This window comes from Brevundimonas sp. CURTG3B2_SDJG (assembly GCF_057364705.1).
Map to the genome: position 1 here is coordinate 1 of NZ_JBNFOJ010000357.1, position 2,630 is coordinate 2,630.

A 2,630-nucleotide genomic window follows, 5' to 3' on the forward strand; every position below is an offset into this window, starting at 1 on the left:
CATGCGGACCTTCCTGGCCTCCCTCGGCATGCGGCCCCGGGGCGCTCCAGCAGCGCGCGCGCGACGACGCCGGAGGCACGTCCTCGTCCGCCTCGCCGATGACGATGCGCAAGGGTGCGCGGGGCGTCCATCGGGCGGTCTCGTTCTCGGCCAGGGCGCGGGCGAACCAGCCGGTCCCGGCCTTGAGCTCCGCCAGGGCCTCGGGGCGGAACAGCGCCCGGGTGTCGGACGGCAGGGCGCCGACGATCTCCTCGGGTGATCGGCTTCCGTCGAACAGGGTAGGAGCGACGCGGGCCAGTTCGGGCGTCAGCAGACTGTCCAGCGGCTGATCGTAGTAGGCGGCGTAGGCGGTGGCGGCGAAGGCCAGATAGGCGACGTTGCGCCGGTTTCCCGCCTCCGTCGCCTCCAGTTTGCCTTGGATTGCGCCCAGCAGATCGTGGGGCCCGGCGACGGCGACCGTGGCGGCGAGGCCATAGCCGTCCAGCGGGTTTCGCTCCAGGGCCCGGTGCAGAGCCGCGGCGCTCTGGCCGCCCTGCGAGAAGCCCATGACGAACAGGGGCAGCTGGTCGGGAAGGCCGGGAAGGCCGCCGACGCCGCGGATCGCCTTCAGCATGTCGACGGCGGCGTCGACCTGCGGCTGGGCCACCAGATAGGCCTGCGGCAGGTCGGACTCGCCCAGGCCGACGTAGTCCGGCAGCAGGGTGATGAAGCCCGAGCCGGCGAAGACCGCCGCCTCCTGGTCGCCGTCGGCCCGCCCGGGCAGGGACGGCGAGACGGCGCGCGTCGTCGTGGTGCCGTGCAGATAGACCACGACGCCCCTGGGCTCGATGCCGCGCGGAACGGCGACCAGGCCCGAGACGGGGACCGGCCTGCCCTTCACCGGCGTCCAGTAGACCAGCCTATAGAGATCGACCTCGTTGCGGACCCGGATCGCGCCCGGCAGTTCGTCGGCGGTCCGTTGAAGCGCGGCCCGGTCCCGGGTCTCGATCGACTCCAGGCGGATGACCCAGGCCGGGAGCGGGTCCCCGCGCCGGCGGCGGGGCGTAGCAGCGGCTCGCCCGGAGCGCCGGCGCAACCGGCGAGCAGGCTCAGGGCGGCGAGGCCGGACGCCAGAACGCGAAGACGCATCACCGAACTCCCACATGCGCGAAACATCGCGCTCACGCCGACCGGCCATGACGCTTCACGGCCACGCTCAATGATAGATTTCGGGCGACTGTGGCGGATGTTGGCCTTGGCGGCCGTCAGCCGGCGCGGCGGCGCAGGCCCATCTCGTCGAAGGCGGCGGTTTCGCGCTTGCCGGCCGCGATAAGAGCGTTCAGCCGGGTGGTCTCGGCCACGTGCTCGAACTTCTTCAGCTCCTCGAAGGCGCCGGTGAGGGCGTCACGGGCGCCGGCTTCCTCGGCGTCCAGCTCGGCGACGTCGGACACGGCGGCCGCCTTGCGCAGCTTCCAGCCGTTCAGATAGGCCTGCAGCAGCAGGGCGGCGTCGGCGTCCTGGCGGGCGCGTTCCTGCTCGACCTCCGCTTCCGCCTCCAGCACGGCGACTCGCATCTCGGCGGAGGCGCGGCGGGCGGTGATTTCGGCCAGGCGCTTCTGCAGCGTCTCGACCTCGTAGTTGGAGATGCGGATCAGCGATTGAGCCCAGGCGGTCATTCTACACTCCCTCGGATCCTGACAGCATTCCCTGGTTCAGGATTGCCTCCAGCCGGGTAAAGGAATCGGTAAGACGTGTGGCGTCGTCCTTGTCCTGACCCAGAAAACCTTCCAGCGCCGGGTTCAACGCGATGGCGCGGTCGACGATCGGATCGGCTCCGGACCGATAGGCGCCGATGCGGATCAGCTCTTCCATGTTGGCGTAGGCGCTCAGGCACTGGCGCGCCCGCCGGTTCAGCTCGCGCTCGGGCGGCGTCTGGCAGCCCGGCAGCGTCCGGCTGACCGACTTCAGCACGTCGATGGCCGGGAAGCGGCCGCGCTCGGCGATCTTGCGGTCCATGACGATATGGCCGTCCAGGATGCCTCGCACGGCGTCGGCGATCGGCTCGTCGTGGTCGCCGCCGTCCACCAGGACGGTGAACAGGGCGGTGATCGGCCCGGCCGTGGTGCCGTCCGGCCGCACCGGCCCGGGGCCTGCGCGCTCCAGCAGCTTGGGCAGTTCGGTGAAGACCGTCGGCGTATAGCCCTTGGTCGTCGGCGGCTCCCCCGCCGCCAAGCCGATCTCGCGCTGGGCCATGGCGAAGCGCGTGACCGAGTCCATCAGGCACAGGACTTCGAGGTCCTGGTCGCGCAGGTACTCGCTGATCGCCATGGTCATGTAGGCCGCCTGACGGCGCTTCAGGGCCGGCTCGTCCGAGGTGGCGACCACCACGACGGCGCGGGCGAGGCCCTCTTCGCCCAGGGTCTCCTCGATGAACTCGCGGACCTCGCGGCCCCGTTCGCCAATCAGGCCGACCACCACGACGTCGCACGTGGCTTGGCGCGCCAGCATGGACAGCAGCACCGACTTGCCGACGCCCGAGCCGGCGAAGATGCCCAGTCGCTGGCCTCTGCAGGTGGTGGTGAAGACGTCCATCGCCCGCACGCCCAGGTCCAGCCGTTCGCCGACCCGGCCGCGCGAGTGGGCCGGCGGCG

The 2,630-nt window shown here is 71.3% G+C and carries 3 protein-coding genes; all 3 read right to left on the bottom strand.

The genetic code is table 11. The features are described from left to right. On the bottom strand, positions 1 to 1,075 hold a 1,075-nt coding region (locus AC2W7C_RS16500; protein ID WP_486002361.1), incomplete at its 3' end, for an alpha/beta hydrolase family protein. Between the two features lie 169 nt (positions 1,076 to 1,244). Then, positions 1,245 to 1,655, bottom strand: coding sequence for a flagellar export protein FliJ (locus tag AC2W7C_RS16505; RefSeq protein ID WP_486002362.1), 411 nt, complete (start codon positions 1,653 to 1,655; stop codon positions 1,245 to 1,247). Between the two features lies 1 nt (position 1,656). Beyond that, positions 1,657 to 2,630: FliI/YscN family ATPase (locus tag AC2W7C_RS16510; RefSeq protein ID WP_486002363.1), on the bottom strand; the 974-nt coding region annotated here is incomplete at its 5' end.